The following is a 14285-nucleotide window of genomic DNA, read 5'->3' as shown; positions in this document are numbered from 1 at the left end:
CCACCCATACATATGCTTTGGATCGCATCTCAACTAGCACACCGTTTAGCCCACAGTAATTTGCTTCTACAATCTAGCAAACTGCTGAGGTCTTGTGAAACTTCGCTAAATTTAGCATCAATATATTTAGATATATTAAAGTGTTTTAATAAAAATCTCAAAATTTGGGTACTGGGGACTAGATATCCAATCACCAATCCCCAGTACCCAATCCCTAATCCCTAATCTATCGCTTCATAATCAGCTTGTGCAGTACTTTCTTCGTCAAAATCAAAGTTGAATTGGGGTATGAGTGTACCATTCATCGCTGAGTCTATTTCTGGGGTAAACACACCAGTTGAAGGTTCGTCAATTTCGTCGCTTTGGCTGTTAGCTCGGTTGTAGACATCGGCTCCAATAGCAAACAGGGTTTGTTGAAAGTCGTCTAAGCGCTGCTTAAATTCTGCTGTGGAGATGCTGGAGTCAATCATTGCAGCTTGGAGTTGTGCAACTTTTTCACTAGCCAAAGTTTTCATCTGATCGCCGATAAAGTTGCCATTATCCTTGATGGTGGATTCGTAACTGAACAACAGATTATCTGCTTGGTTTCTTAGTTCAACCAGTTCTTTACGTCTTCTGTCTTCTTCGGCAAACAATTCGGCCTCTTGGCGCATCCGTTCGACTTCGTTGGTACTTAAACCACCTGTATTAGTAATCCTGATACTCTGTTCTCTACCTGTCCCTTTGTCTTGCGCTCCAACCTTGAGGATGCCGTTGACATCAATTTCAAAAGATACTTCAATTTGCGGTACACCACGAGGTGATGGTGGAATTCCTGCTAGGAGAAACTTACCAAGACTTTTGTTATCTCGTGCCATTGCCCGTTCACCTTGGAGGACGTGAATTTCCACCGAGGTTTGTCCATCAACTGCTGTGGAAAATATTTGTGACTTACTAGTAGGAATTGTGGTGTTGCGTTCAATGATTTTCGTGAACACTTCACCCAAGGTTTCAATCCCTAAAGACAAGGGAGTGACATCCAATAGTAAGAGATTATCGACTTCGCCACCCAATACCCCTGCTTGGATAGCAGCTCCTAGTGCTACAGCTTCGTCAGGATTGATAGAGCGATCTGGAGCTTTGCCATTGAAAAACTTGATCAGCGCATTTTGGACTGCGGGAATGCGGGTAGAACCACCTACCAAAATAATCCGATCTATGTTTTGTGGTTTGAGATCGGCGTCTTTGAGGGCTTGGATCATCGGTTCGATGGTAGCTTCGATTAATTGCCCTGAAAGTTCTTCAAATTTAGAGCGGCTGAGTTCCATCTCCAGATGCTTAGGACCGGTTTCATCAGCAGTGATAAATGGCAAATTGATGGAGGTGTTGACCATGCTGGAGAGTTCAATTTTTGCCTTTTCTGCTGCTTCCCTTAGGCGTTGGAGTGCCATCTTATCTTGGGAAAGGTCGATTTTTTCTTGTTGCTGGAAGCGTTCTATCATCCAACGCACGATCGCATTATCAAAGTCATCTCCACCCAAGTGGTTATTACCACAAGTTGCCTTAACTTCAAAAACACCATCCCCAAGTTGCAGAATCGACACGTCGAAGGTACCTCCTCCCAAGTCGAAGACTAAAATTAACTGCTCTTGCTCTTGTTTATCTAATCCGAAAGCTAAAGCGGCAGCGGTTGGTTCATTGATGATTCGCAGGACTTCTAGTCCAGCAATGGTACCAGCATCTTTAGTTGCCTGTCTTTGAGCATCTGTAAAATATGCTGGTACGGTGATCACTGCCTGAGTGACGGTTTCACCCAAAAAATTTTCTGCATCCTGCTTGAGCTTTTGCAGGATCATGGCGGATAGTTCTTGTGGTGTGTAGTTTTTTGAGCGAATTTGCACATCAACAGTATCATCTCGACCTTTGACACAGTTGTAGGGTACGCGATCGCGTTCTACTTCAGTATCTTCCCAACGCCGACCGATGAATCTTTTAATACTGTAAATTGTATTTTCGGCATTGGTTACTGCTTGGCGCTTTGCCAGTTGACCGACCAAGCGATCGCCACTCTTGCCAAATCCCACAATACTTGGAGTAGTTCGTCCACCTTCAGAATTGGAGATCACAAGTGGTTGACCGCCCTCCAAAACTGCGACGCAACTGTTAGTAGTGCCTAAGTCGATCCCAATAACTTTTCCCATATTTACCAGTATTTTTACTGAGCTTTTATGCTGTAATTATGATGTCGCGGATTAATTTTTTTTGCTCCGAACCAAGGTTAGCTCAAAACTTCAGCATCTAGAAATAGGGGTAAGGGGAAAAGACGCGGGGACGCGGGGACGCGGGGACGTAAAGAGACGGAGAGTTCATTAAGAGCTACCGCGTCTCCCACTCTCGACATCTTCTTTCCCCGCGTCTCCCACTCTTTGCGTCTTCTTCATCCCCCTCATCTTCCCAATACTCAGTAATGATGCTCGCCTCTGCTAGAACCCAGGCACTTTTGGTCAGCGAGGCGAGCGATTACAGCTTAACTGTTGGCTGGACTCGACTGATCGTCTGGTGCGGCAGGTGTATCTTCCTTGGGAGCAGCTACTTTGACCATTGCATGGCGCAGCACGCGCTCGCCCAAGTAATATCCGCGCACTAACTCTTCTAACACTGTTCCTTCAGGATGTTCATCCGTAGGTTCCCGCATTACTGCTTCGTGCAAGTTGGGATCGAATTCTTGACCTTCCGGACGCATTGGTGAGACACCTAAGCGTTTAAGGGTATCTACTAATTGTTTATAAACACCTTGGTAACTTTTATGGATGGTCATTTCGCCATCAGATTGCGGTTTGAGGTGCGATCGCGCCCGCTCAAAATTATCGACCACTGGCAGCAATTCCATAATTGTGTTGCGCCTCATCTGCACCTCTAGCTCTTCTTTTTCTTTGCTAGTGCGTTTACGGTAATTCTCAAAATCAGCGGCAATCCGCATATATTGAGTACTACGTTCTTCTAGTTGGGCTTTGAGAGACTCGATTTGTTGAGTCAGTTCTGCCAAAGCTGCTGTTTCCAGTTCAGCTTTATCGCTTGCAGCGACGCCATTTTCTTGATTAAGAGTAGCCGTATCCGCCGTTACATTGGTTTGGGCTGCCACTTGCTCAGTAACTTCGCTGCCAGATTCATTGGAATTGATTTGGGCTGGGGAATCGCTTTTCATTGCTTGCTTTACCTCTGTTGGTTCACCCAATTGCTGGCTTGTATTGTTTATCTGTTTATTTTCATCCATCATTGTCTACTGATTCCAGATGCTTTTTATGGCAGTACATCCCCATAGCTTGCAACCGTCGTCATTCACGACTTGCAACTGAGGCTGATTTGATTGCCGACAAGTTCCTGGAGTGATGTCACCGTCATCTTATTGTGACAAATGATGAACGCGCTAGTTAAGACACTCCTAGTGCGGTAACCCGAACGAGTAGCGTAACTCTAGGAGTAAGTATTTTGCAAGAGTGGCGCTGAATCTGATTTGCCCCTCATCTTATTCATCGATAGGGTTTTTAATGAGTTACTACTTAAAATTTAACGATTTATTCAATATTCTGATTCCTTCAAAAGTTCTAAGTGTTGAGTCACTAAACCAGGGAGTGGGGGAAGTGTTTCTTTCATTTGTAGGGGATAGTGCGCTTTGTATGGGTTGCTTTCAAAAAACCAGAAGTTCTTTCTGAATTATCTATTTTGAGTTCTGGGTCATACCCCATGACTGAAATTTATAACAGTTCTCGCTTGGGTTAATTTTCTTGACTATTACTTTTTTTGCACTTGGCACTGAGGACTTTTGTGGTAAATGAGAATTCTGTGTCACATGCTGGGAATACTCTAACCAGAGGTTTTCCCAAATCAATTGCTGATTTATGACTCACTCGTCACCACAACGGCGCAGTACCGCTCTAACTACTAGAACAGAGTTTTCGCCCTTCGGCAACAAGCTAGTGCAATCTGGCTATGTTAATAGCGAACAGATGAGACAGGCACTAATTGAAAGCCGCAAATCCGGTAGACCGCTTACGGAAGTATTAGAGTCAATTACTGGACAACAACTATCACCTGAGCTGCTCAGGCAATACAAAAAACAACAGCTATTTGAATTAAAAATACTCTACGGAGTTGAGTTCCTCGATCCGGAAGTCAACTCCGTTGGCAACACGATGGTGGGGAGCCTGATTGATACCCTGATTCCGGTCGATATCTGCCGTCGTCATCGTTTGGTGCCACTGTCGAAACACGAAGACCAAACCCCGCCTTCAGTTTTAGTGGCGATGGTTGCTCCAGATAATCTAGAGGCTTCCGATGATCTCAATCGCATCTTGCGCCCCCAAGGCTTGGCATTGCAGCGCATGGTGATTACACAGGAGGACTACCAACAGCTAATCAACCAATACTTGGATGACCTGGCTGTTCGGCAAAAGCATCTAGAACGAGAAAGCTCTACAGATATTAGTCAGGACTTAGAAAATCTCGGAAATCTCGACATTGAAGATGCCCCTGAGGAGATGGAGGCTGATCTAGGGGCAGCGATGAAGGGCGCTGAAGATGCCCCAGTTATTAACCTTGTCAACAGAATCCTGGCTAAAGCCTTGCATGAAAAAGTTTCGGATATTCATGTGGAACCACAAGAAGAAAACTTACGCATTCGCTTTCGTAAAGATGGAGTGCTGCGTGAAGCTTTCCCGCTGATGCCGAAAAAAATTATTCCGGCGGTGACAGCCCGGTTTAAAATCATCTCCAATCTAGACATTGCCGAGAGGCGTTTACCCCAAGATGGACGCATCCGGCGGATGTTTGAGGGACGCAAAGTAGACTTCCGTGTAAATACCTTACCCAGTCGCTACGGGGAAAAGGTGGTGCTGCGGATTTTGGATAATTCTTCCACCCAACTGGGATTGAATAAATTAATCACTGATCCAGAGACTTTACACATTGTCCAGGATATGGTTAGCCGTCCCTTTGGTCTAATTTTGGTGACTGGGCCGACTGGTTCCGGTAAAACAACCTCACTGTATTCGGCGCTGGCGGAAAAGAATGATCCCGGAATTAATATCAGTACTGTAGAAGACCCGATCGAATACAGTCTTCCAGGGATTACTCAAGTACAGGTGATTCGAGAAAAAGGGCTGGATTTTGCTACGGCTCTGCGGGCTTTCTTGCGACAAGATCCAGACGTATTACTAGTGGGTGAAACACGGGACAAGGAAACAGCAAAAACAGCGATTGAGGCTGCTTTAACTGGTCACTTAGTATTAACTACCTTACATACCAATGATGCCCCAGGAGCGATCGCTCGTTTGGGAGAAATGGGGATTGAGCCTTTCATGGTTTCTAGTTCCCTGATTGGCGTTTTGGCTCAACGTCTGGTGCGGCGGGTATGTTCTGAATGTCGGATTCCCTACACTCCCACAACTGAGGAATTGGCACGTTATGGTCTGTCAGCGTCCTCTGAAGTAGAAGTCACTTTCTACAAAGCCAACACTTTGACATTAGAAGCGATCGCAGAAGCCAAAACCAAAAATCACCTTTGCCCAGCTTGTAATGGCGTCGGCTACAAAGGGCGTTGTGGTGTTTATGAAGTCATGCGAGTCACCGAAAACCTCCAAACCCTAATCAACGAAGAAGCACCCACAGAACGTATCAAAGAAGTGGCGGTAGAAGAAGGCATGAAAACCTTGCTGGCTTACAGTCTGGACTTAGTACGTCAAGGCTCTACTACCCTCGAAGAAGTAGAACGGGTGACCTTTACAGATACGGGTTTGGAAGCAGAATTAAAAGCCAAACGCAAGACAGGTCTTACCTGTCGGACTTGTGATGCCACCTTGAAACCAGAATGGCTAGATTGTCCCTACTGTCTGACATCTCGTTTTCAAGATTAGTCATTGGTCATTAGTCATTAGTCATTAGTCATTGGTCATTGGTCATTAGTCATTGGTTGATGGTTAGTAACTTAAAACAACTGACAAATGACAAAAGACAAAGGACAAATGGCAAATAACAAACATTAAAAGGAAGCAAAACTATGGAAATGATGATTGAAGACTTGATGGAGCAGATGATTGAAATGGGAGGTTCGGATCTGCATTTATCCGCAGGTTTACCTCCCTACTTTCGCATCAGTGGCAAACTCACTCCCATAGGTGAGCATGTGTTGACAGCAGATCAGTGTCAAAGGCTGATTTTTAGTATGCTCAACAATACCCAGCGTAAAACCTTAGAACAGACCTGGGAATTAGATTGTTCTTATGGTGTTAAAGGTCTCGCTCGCTTCCGGGTGAATGTCTATAAAGAGCGTGGTGCTTATGCTGCTTGTTTACGGGCATTAAGTTCTAAGATTCCTAACTTTGAAAAATTAGGTCTACCTGATGTAGTGCGGGAAATGTCCGATAAGCCCAGAGGACTAATTTTGGTGACAGGCCCTACGGGTTCCGGGAAAACAACAACCCTAGCGGCAATGATTGACTTAATTAACCGCACCAAAGCAGAGCATATATTAACTGTAGAAGACCCCATTGAATTTGTTTACGAACCAATTAAAAGTTTGGTTCACCAACGGCAATTGGGCGAAGATACCAAGAGTTTCGCTAATGCTTTAAAAGCAGCTTTACGGGAAGATCCAGATATTATTCTGGTGGGAGAAATGCGCGATTTGGAAACGATTTCGTTGGCGATTTCCGCAGCAGAAACAGGACACTTAGTATTTGGTACGCTACACACTAGTTCCGCTGCACAAACTGTTGACCGGATTATCGACGTTTTCCCCCATGAAAGACAAACCCAAGTGCGGGTACAATTATCAAACTCTTTAGTAGCTGTATTTAGCCAAACATTAGTTTCTAAGAAAAATCCCAAGCCTGGCGAATATGGTCGGGTAATGGCTCAAGAAATTTTGATTGTTACTCCGGCTATTTCTAACTTAATTAGAGAAGGCAAAACATCGCAAATTTACTCAGCTATTCAAACTGGCGGCAAATTGGGTATGCAAACTCTGGAGAAAGTTTTGGCCGACTATTACAAAGCAGGAACAATCTCATTTGAAGCAGCAATGTCTAAGACTTCTAAGCCAGATGAAATCCAACGTCTCATCGGTTCTTCTACACCACCAGCAGGTGCAAAGCCGGGAGTCAATGGGGCTGTTAAAGCACATTAATCGAGGGATGAGGAGATGGGGAGATAGAGGAAATAACCAATGCCCCATGCCCTCTACCCTATGCCCAATAACTAACAACTATTTTGAATTTGTTTATGCCAACATTTGTTGCTCGTGTTCGGGATTCTCAAGGAAAATCTCGAACAGAAAAAATTAGTGCCGAATCCTTGGCACAAGCTCGTACTAGTCTCAGAGAACAAGGTTTTGTAGTCCAAGAACTTAAAGAATCTAAAGGCTTTCAAGCGGGGCTGGATATAAAGAAAATCCAGAATTCTTTTGTGAAAGTCTCTGTTAAAGACAAAGCAGTTTTTTCCCGTCAATTTGCCGTTTTGATGAATGCTGGAGTGGCGATCGTTAGAAGTCTGGGGGTACTTTCTGAACAGTGTAGTAATACTAAACTGAAACAAGCTCTCGTCGAGATTAGCAACGATGTTCAAACTGGAATGAATCTTTCAGAGGCAATGCGGAAGCATCCTGAATGCTTTGATGGATTATATGTGAGTATGATTCAAGCCGGCGAAGTTGGTGGTGTTCTAGACGAAGTATTGAATCGTTTAGCCAAGTTGTTAGAAGATGTTGCTCGCTTACAAAACCAAATTAAATCAGCATTATCTTATCCAACGGTCGTGGGTTTTATAGCAGTTGCTATCTTTCTCGGTATGACCATTTTTCTGATTCCCGTTTTTGCGAAGATTTTTACAGAAATCGGAACTGAATTACCACCTCTAACCCAATTTTTGATGGATGCTAGTCTATTTTTGAGAAGTCCTAAGGTTTTCGGGCTTATCGGTGGACTTATAGGATTTAAAATTGCCTATTCACGATACGCTAAAACTCCTCTTGGCCGCCAAACAATCGATCGCCTTTCTCTTAAAATGCCATTGTTTGGTGATTTGATTCAAAAATCTTCTGTTGCACGTTTTAGCCGGACTTTTGGTTCTTTGACTCGTTCAGGTGTGCCAATTTTAACTTGCTTGGAAATTGTCCGAGATACATCAGGAAACCAAGTAATTGCTAATGCTATAGATGCAGCCCGCTTAGAGATCCAACAAGGAGGCATGATTAGCATTGCTTTGCAAAGAGATCAAGTTTTTCCGGCTATGGCAATTCAGATGATTAGTATCGGAGAAGAAACCGGAGAATTAGATGGGATGTTGATGAAAGTTGCTGACTTCTATGAAGATGAAGTTGAGCAAGCAGTAAAAGCACTCACCAGTGTTTTAGAACCAATTATGATTTTGGTTCTAGGGGGAATGGTTGGTACAATTTTGCTGGCAATGTATTTACCGATGTTTAAAGTATTTGAAAAACTGGGATAAGGGATTAAGAGTTAGGAGTTATAAAGTTAGGAATTAAGAGTTAAGAGTTAGGAGTTAAAACTCTTGATTTATGATTTTTAATTTTTAAATAATTAATTTTTTCTTAACTCTGCAATTCCAACTGTAAACTAACTAATTTTTTTCTTAGATACTCACTCATAACTCATAACTAATTTACTATGACTGTGCAAAAATCTCAGTACGAAGCGAGCTTAGCAGAGTACAGTAATCATCAGGCTGCGATCGCCTTACTAAAACAACACCGTCCATACTTGGAAATGATCCCCAGTCTGCGCCGTCCAGATGACAGTGTAATCTCTATCCCTTTACCAATTGTTCGTCTTCGCAAGACTGCTACAACAGTTTCACAGGCAATTTCTTTACCTTGTGATGTGGCAATTTTGATGTGCGATCCAGAGTGGAAAATTAAAACTGGAGTAGAGATTTTAATCTTTATTCATCGTCCCCATGAAGACTTTTCTGATTTGTTAGGACGTTGGCGACAATCCCAAATTTTTTTAGACAATGATTATGAATGGTTGATGCCTCTCCGCCACAGCCATATTTTGAGTGAGGGAGCTAATAGCATATATCCTTTATTTGTAGTTTATTCTGAAACCTCAGAACGCATCCAGCGAGGTCTTATAGGAGCAGAACTTCCATTTATTATCCAAACATCAAACTTCTTATTTGAAGAGAATTCCACAGACACTTTTTTTCAAGAAATTCCACCAGCTTAATCATAATGGATTCCGTGGCGATCGCGAACTAACTGCACTTGAGACTAAAGGCGATCGCTCTGTTATAAAACCTCATCAATTAATCAAAAATAGAAACTACATTAATACTAGCTACTCGATGCATGGGCTTTGTTTTTTTCTCAGTTGTGACTAATTCTTCTGCACCAACTGACAACGCAGCAGCTACATGAAGCGCGTCCATAGCTGCTAAACCATACTGAGAAGCAATTTGGTAAGCCTCTTGAACAATATGAGCCAAATCGTTCGCCCAATAGGTAACATCGCTAAAAAACTCTTCATAGAATTGAGCTTCTTGTGTTTGCTTGTTATAAATCGCTTTAGGGCTTACTTCCAATTTGACAAACTTACTAGAGGCGAATTCCCTTTGGGAATCTCCTAATATTTCAAGGGCTTTCTCAGCAATTCGACCAACACCATCTGTTGCGCTGAGTAATACTCCTGAATCAATATAAGTTATTTTCATTCTTCTCTAGCCTGTAGCCCACCTCTACGACTGGCGAGTTCTTTTTCGATTTCATCTTCATCTAATAAATGTTTACCAGAAGCAACAATCCTAGTGCGAATTTGCTGCAAACGTTCTCCCAAGGGAGTTTTATTTGCAGTGTTTTTCAAACTAAGAAATTCAACAAAATCTAAAACTTCCTCTTGTTTGTCTTGTGGAAGAGAACGCCACTTTGTTAATAACTCTTGTTCTGTACTCATCAGTATTCACCACTATTACTACATTGTGATTGGGTATTTTTATTTTAGAATATGACATTTAATCTGACTTGTGAACAAAAAGATCCCCGACTTCTTAAAGAAGTCGGGGATCTGAGCCTATGCCAGAACGACTCACCTTGTGTATTATGCTTCTTACTGGCCACTAGGAAGCTTCAAGCCCCGACGCTCAAGAATTTGTCGCACCTGTGGGCTAGGGGTGTAATTATAACCGTAGGAAGAGTTCTCAGAGTCATCCATAATCTGAGGTGTGAGCAAGACAATTACCTCATTGCGCTGGTTGGATCTGTTTGTACTTCTAAACAGCGAACCAATTAACGGAAGATCGCCTAAGATAGGAATCTTGGAGACACTTGTCCGGTCGGAATCTTGAATAATACCTGAGAGAATTAACGTTTGACCATCTCTCAAGCGAATCGAGCCAGAATTCAGAGAACGCTCAGATACCAAGAATATTTGTTGACTACCACCACCTCCAACATTGATAGTAGCTGGAGCTTGGGGCGCCTTGACAACGGGAGCTACCGATAGAGAGACAAAACCGTTATCGTCAATCCGTTCAACTTTGACAGCTAGTGTTAAACCTACTCGGTCTTTTTCCGCTGAAATCGTTTCTGTAGCAAGATTCGCATCACGAACGATTTCCCTTTTAATATTGCCTACCACTTCCTGAGTCAGGTTAACATTAGCGGTTTGACCTTCTTGGACAATTAAGGTTGGGTCTGTCAAAATCTTGGCGTTGCCATTTTGGACTTGAGCCTGCAAGCTAGCAAGAAGGCGTTTGGGGAACTGGAATAAAGTTGGTAAGGCGTATGTGGTTGTTGAAGGGGTTGTCGTGGTTTGCTGCTGAAACTGAGTCGGTGTACCAGTAACAGGATCAATCGCTGTTGGCACAATTGCAGTTGTACTTGTTCCTGGTGTAAATGCTGTAATACCTGGTTGTAGTGGATTAGAGTTTGTGCCAGCGGTAGCTGTTCCTGTATTTGGGTCTATAAAAACATTTGAGCTTTGAAGTGGATTAGCTGTTGTAGGTGTACTAGTCACACTGCTTGACGCCTCAGCTCTTGTTGCTGGTCTCGAACCGCCAAAATTGAGGGATGCTGCACCACCATCATTTGTAAAGTAGTTGTTGCCAACCCCAAAGGAAAAGCTAGTGTTGTAATCCTGGGTGTTCAAGAGGTTAACATCGATAATCTTAACGTTGACCACCACTTGACGACGCCGGATATCCAGCTGAGTTAGTTGAGCCATTGCCATCTCAACTAATCTAGGAGGCCCAATTAAAGTCAAAGAATTGGTACGCTCGTCTCCTAATGCCTGTAAACCTCTGAGTAATGGGTTCGAGTCTTTGAATTCAGCGCGTTGAGTTTCGAGTCTGGTTTCTGTCGTCGTCTGAGTTTGGGTGATGGGAGCAACTCCAGTGCCCACAGGAACAGCATTAACGCTAGTAACTTGTCGTTCGCGGCTGACAGCGCTTTCTGCCCCCAAGCCGACCAAAAAATTCAAGGCGACTCCCACCGTTACCTGATTGAGTCGCAGGCTACGCATAACCATATCACGGGTCGCATTAGGTAGTTTTGGCCCGACAAAAATAGTGCGACCACTGCGATTAGCTTCTAAACCACTAAGGCGCAAGACGTAGTTAAACACATCTTGCACTGGCTCGTTTTCTATATCTAACGAGATTGTTTGAGAGGTCGCTTGTGCAGCACTACCTTGCTGACCGCCACCACCCTGCTGACCGCCACCACCTTGCTCACTTCCGATGTAAGCCAGATTCAAACCAGCTGCACGGGCAAGTAATGACAAAACTTCACGCACCGGTGCATCTCGCAGTACTAACCGAGGTACGCGTTCTTGTGTTGCTAAGTCGATGGTGCTAGGAGAAGCATCGGTAGCAGAAATAGCAATATCTCCCACTGGTGGGGCGACGGCTCTCGGTAAGAAAGGTGGAGCCTGACTCAGGGGTTGACCCGGCCCAGCGGGTTGTGCTGGTTGTCCGTCGATGGTGATTTGGGGGTTGGGAACGAGAACGTCTGGCTTTTGACCTGTTTGGGCGGGAGTAGAAGCAGGGGGCGCTGTGGCTGTGGATGTGGGGGCTGTTGGTGTTGATGCCGATGCGGTGGTGCCAGCAGATGGGCTAAAGCTGAGTGTAATTCCATTTGGCGATCGCACTACCGGCTCACTGCCAGGTGCATTGTTGCTGCCAATTACCGTCACCCGAACACTATTAGCATCAAGTTGATTAACTTCTACCGAAGCAATTCCTGGTGCTGGAGTATCTTGACGGAAACTATTACCTTGTGGTAATCGTAATTGAGTATTAATAATGTCTGCAATTAAAGCCTTACCTCTTTTAGTAGTGAAAACTTGGGGGCGCGACCCTGAAGAAGTTTTCAAAACAACGCTAACTCCACCATTAGCTTGATTTAACTGTACATTAGTAACTTGAGCGATTTGTGCCCAAACAGGTTGAGCTGCCAAAAAAACAAAAGCAGCAGTACCTAATATAAAACTATTACCGTGAATCTGTTTCACAGTTCATTCCTCACCTAAATAAAACCTTGTTTAGAAAAAATTTTCAGTAGTTCGCTACAAGTACTGAGTTTAAAATTAGTTAGGAGTGAGGAGTTAGGAATGAGAGCTTGTAACGTACAACTCATAATTCATAACTGATAACTGATAACTCCTAACCTCTAACTCATAACTCATAACTACTTTTTTTTAGGGGCAGTTTTAGCTGCTACGGCTGCTATTTCTTCTGGACTAAGTGGCATCAATACCTGTAATTGGAATGATGTATTAATCGCTGGTGGCCCTACCCGCACGGGTGTTTTATCTGTTGCTGACCTTGACTCAACTGGAGCTAAAGTTGATTGATAATCTTTAACTATCAACAAAGGCTGTAAACGCTCAATGTTACGAATTATCGATTGCGTTTGTTCATAAGTTCCGGTAATTTCGGCACTGATACTGCTGCGTTGCAGTTTGCCATCAACCTGTTTTCCTAAACTTCCATCGATAATCGGTTCTGGTTGTTGAGAAATTGGCAGAAACCTCTTGAGTTTTGCTCTCACTCCACTAATGGGAGTTTGAGCATTGCCAGACTCAACTAAACGGTTAAGATCCAACAGCAACGTATCCAAACTTTTCTCATTAGCAAATAAACCTAAAACTTGAATTTTTTGCTGTTTTGCTTGTGCTAGTTCCTCTTTAACTTTATCAATCTGTTTGATATTAAGTTTCTTTTCATTAATTTGCCCTTGGAGTTCCGAGACTTTTGCTTGCTGTTGCTGATAGCTTTCCCAAGCTGGCATCAACAGGTTTAATACTATATAACCTGCGCCCGCTAAACCAATTACCCCTACCAAAATACCAATGATTTTTGGTGTAAAAGCAATGCCAAATACTACCGGGTGCGCTGGGGTTGCTGCATCGAATTCTCCCGCTTGTTCGCCAAAATTTAAATCATCACTCAGCGTCATTTTGAAATGACTCCCGTTTGTTGCATACTACGAATTCGAGCCACTAGTCCCACTGTGCCTTTTTTTTCCAACTCCCGAATTAATTCTGAAGCAGGAACATCATTCATGCCCGATTGAATGGTGTATTTAACGACTTGTGGAGGTTTAATTGTTACACCAGGAACTGATTGAGCCACCCCTGAGGTGACAGGAGCATCTACTAAGTTTGCTGTAATAATTTTGCTTTCTGAGGACTTCAAGAATTGAGACTGTTGCAAACTCAATAAAAAATCATTGACATCGTTAAAAGAACGAGCCAATCCAGTAATTTCTAATCCACCCGCTGGATTATTGGGTGGTTTACCTTCCGCTGCCGCAATAGGTGGAATTTGCCTGATGTTTTCAATTTGCACTGCTGCGGGAATGCGATCGCGTAAATCTTGCAGCATCGCTGACCAAGGCCGAATCTGATCGAATACAGTAATTAAAGCTTGGGTCTCTCCCTTAACTGCACTCGTCTCTGCCTTGATTTTATTCAGATTTCCAATTTCTGTATCTAGCCTCTTGCTTTCCTGATCTAGCTGTGCTATTGTGCCATCTAGCTCAACGATCTTCCCTTGCAACAACCACCAACTAACTCCTAATAGACCTGGCAGACCTACACCGAGTGCAATTCCCACATATATTGGTGTTAAATTTCCTCCAGGAAGGCTAAGCGCTATTTTTCCCTTTTTATCAGGCTTTTTCTGATATGCTGGGCGGTCTTTAAGAAAGTTAACATCCAAACTGTACATTTTCTCACACCAACTAGAGATAAATATTATGGTTTGAGAATTCTCAAACAGCGTGACCGTCAAAA

General features: G+C 43.4%; 11 protein-coding genes. 4 read left to right on the top strand and 7 right to left on the bottom strand.

Annotation, left to right across the window (positions count from 1 at the left end; genetic code table 11):
• Positions 1 to 221: 221 nt before the first annotated feature.
• On the bottom strand, positions 222 to 2180 hold the full coding sequence (gene dnaK, locus ACM0OY_RS13225; protein WP_414569302.1) for a molecular chaperone DnaK: 1959 nt from the start codon (positions 2178 to 2180) through the stop codon (positions 222 to 224).
• Positions 2181 to 2506: 326 nt separating this feature from the next.
• Positions 2507 to 3256, bottom strand: a complete 750-nt coding sequence (gene grpE, locus ACM0OY_RS13220) for a nucleotide exchange factor GrpE (RefSeq protein ID WP_414569301.1) — start codon at positions 3254 to 3256, stop codon at positions 2507 to 2509.
• A gap of 622 nt (positions 3257 to 3878) precedes the next feature.
• On the opposite strand from grpE, the gene ACM0OY_RS13215 reads away from it, so the two are divergent.
• From ACM0OY_RS13215 to ACM0OY_RS13200, 4 genes are all read left to right on the top strand, one after another.
• Positions 3879 to 5891 carry a GspE/PulE family protein gene (locus tag ACM0OY_RS13215; RefSeq protein ID WP_414569300.1) on the top strand — a complete coding sequence of 671 codons (2013 nt, stop codon included), beginning with the start codon at positions 3879 to 3881 and terminating at the stop codon, positions 5889 to 5891.
• 143 nt (positions 5892 to 6034) lie between these two features.
• Positions 6035 to 7162 (top strand): type IV pilus twitching motility protein PilT, encoded by a 1128-nt coding sequence (locus ACM0OY_RS13210; RefSeq protein ID WP_414569299.1) that lies wholly within the window; start codon positions 6035 to 6037, stop codon positions 7160 to 7162.
• Positions 7163 to 7257: 95 nt separating this feature from the next.
• Positions 7258 to 8481: a type II secretion system F family protein gene (locus tag ACM0OY_RS13205; RefSeq protein ID WP_414569298.1), complete on the top strand. Its 1224-nt coding sequence runs from the start codon at positions 7258 to 7260 to the stop codon at positions 8479 to 8481.
• A gap of 179 nt (positions 8482 to 8660) precedes the next feature.
• Positions 8661 to 9221, top strand: a complete 561-nt coding sequence (locus tag ACM0OY_RS13200; protein ID WP_414569297.1) for a hypothetical protein — start codon at positions 8661 to 8663, stop codon at positions 9219 to 9221.
• 79 nt (positions 9222 to 9300) lie between these two features.
• Here the strand turns inward: ACM0OY_RS13200 and ACM0OY_RS13195 are convergent, their stop codons facing one another.
• The 5 genes from ACM0OY_RS13195 to ACM0OY_RS13175 all read right to left on the bottom strand — a co-directional run bounded on the left by ACM0OY_RS13195 (position 9301) and on the right by ACM0OY_RS13175 (position 14220).
• Positions 9301 to 9705: a type II toxin-antitoxin system VapC family toxin gene (locus tag ACM0OY_RS13195; RefSeq protein WP_414569296.1), complete on the bottom strand. Its 405-nt coding sequence runs from the start codon at positions 9703 to 9705 to the stop codon at positions 9301 to 9303.
• Positions 9702 to 9944, bottom strand: a complete 243-nt coding sequence (locus ACM0OY_RS13190; protein WP_414569295.1) for a DUF2281 domain-containing protein — start codon at positions 9942 to 9944, stop codon at positions 9702 to 9704. Before ACM0OY_RS13190 ends, ACM0OY_RS13195 begins: the two co-directional genes overlap by 4 nt.
• A gap of 153 nt (positions 9945 to 10097) precedes the next feature.
• On the bottom strand, positions 10098 to 12500 hold the full coding sequence (locus ACM0OY_RS13185; RefSeq protein WP_414569294.1) for an AMIN domain-containing protein: 2403 nt from the start codon (positions 12498 to 12500) through the stop codon (positions 10098 to 10100).
• Between the two features lie 176 nt (positions 12501 to 12676).
• On the bottom strand, positions 12677 to 13447 hold the full coding sequence (locus ACM0OY_RS13180) for a pilus assembly protein PilO (RefSeq protein WP_414569293.1): 771 nt from the start codon (positions 13445 to 13447) through the stop codon (positions 12677 to 12679).
• Positions 13444 to 14220, bottom strand: coding sequence for a PilN domain-containing protein (locus tag ACM0OY_RS13175; protein WP_414569292.1), 777 nt, complete (start codon positions 14218 to 14220; stop codon positions 13444 to 13446). Before ACM0OY_RS13175 ends, ACM0OY_RS13180 begins: the two co-directional genes overlap by 4 nt.
• Positions 14221 to 14285: the final 65 nt, after the last annotated feature.

Origin of the sequence: Nostoc sp. CCY 9925, assembly GCF_963920935.1 — a bacterium.
Lineage (GTDB): Bacteria > Cyanobacteriota > Cyanobacteriia > Cyanobacteriales > Nostocaceae > Nostoc.
The sequence above is the reverse complement of the archived record's forward strand: the minus strand, read 5'-3'. Positions and strand labels throughout refer to the sequence as shown.